Here is a 1,055-nt window from a genome sequence, read left to right as displayed (position 1 = left end):
GGTTCCTGCCAGGTGAAAATATCCTCCAGTTCAGCATCAGACTCTGTTAAAGGGCGATGCAAGTTCTTGGAATTTCTTGCACACTTGGCGAACTTCTGATTGAACTGCTCAATGAAGCAGGGTAGCCAGGCATTGGCTTCAGCAATCGAACTGATGCCTTGCAGACGCATCTCCTTGATCAGACGATCCTGAAGTGTCCTGTTGGCACGTTCAACACGACCTTTGGCCTGCGGTGAGTTGGCGAAGATAATATCAATGTTTAACTCATTCAGGATCCGGCCAAATTGCGTGATCTTGCTGTCTTGGCTGGATTTCTGATTGACTCGGAATACCGAGTGTTTATCGCTATAAAAGGCCAACGGCTTGCCGTATTGCTCAATGTAGGCTCTGGTTGAGAGCATATAATCAAAGGTCGTTTCAGCCTCACAAAAGCGTAGATGCAGCAGTTTTCCAGTCGCGTCATCGATATAAACCAGCAAGCAGCATTTGGCGGCTCGTCCTTCAAACCAGTCATGATATGAACCATCGATCTGGATCAGCTCACCGAAGCAATCCCGGTTATATCTAGGCTGATATGGACGTTTCAGACGCTTGGATCGCGGAATCCAGAGCTCATTGGCAGTCATCCAGCGACGAACCGTTTCTACAGGGATATTCAGGCCGAACATGCTGCTGAGCTTCTCATGCGCCAAGGTTGGGCCAAATCCCAGCAGATGTTCAGAAATAAGGGAAAGACATTCAGATTTTACGGCTTCATTATGGCGACGATGACCCGGTTGACCACGACTGGCATGCGCCAGACCTGAAACACCGTCTTGATTGAGCTTCTGCAATAACCGGGTAATTTGACGGGTTGAAAGATTCAGAATTTCAGCAGCACGGACTTGTGTAATACGTTGATCTCGAACATCTTGCAGAACTGCAAGACGTTGTATTTCCTTGTCAGACATAGTGATCAGCATCTCGATTCATATCCAGTCCATGATGTTGATGCGCATCATAGACCAGACATTTTTATTGGTGAGAATACAGACACTTTAAATGGTTTCTAACAA

Annotated in this window: 1 protein-coding gene; it reads right to left on the bottom strand. The window is 46.8% G+C overall.

Features of this window, described 5'->3' with window-relative positions; all coding sequences use genetic code 11:
- On the bottom strand, positions 1 to 962 hold a 962-nt coding region (locus PAE54_RS12415), incomplete at its 3' end, for an ISNCY family transposase (protein WP_326519662.1).
- Between the last annotated feature and the right edge of the window lie 93 nt (positions 963 to 1,055).

Origin of the sequence: Acinetobacter minutum, from assembly GCF_035916735.1 — a bacterium.
Taxonomy (GTDB): domain Bacteria; phylum Pseudomonadota; class Gammaproteobacteria; order Pseudomonadales; family Moraxellaceae; genus Acinetobacter.
The sequence above is the reverse complement of the archived record's forward strand: the minus strand, read 5'-3'. Positions and strand labels throughout refer to the sequence as shown.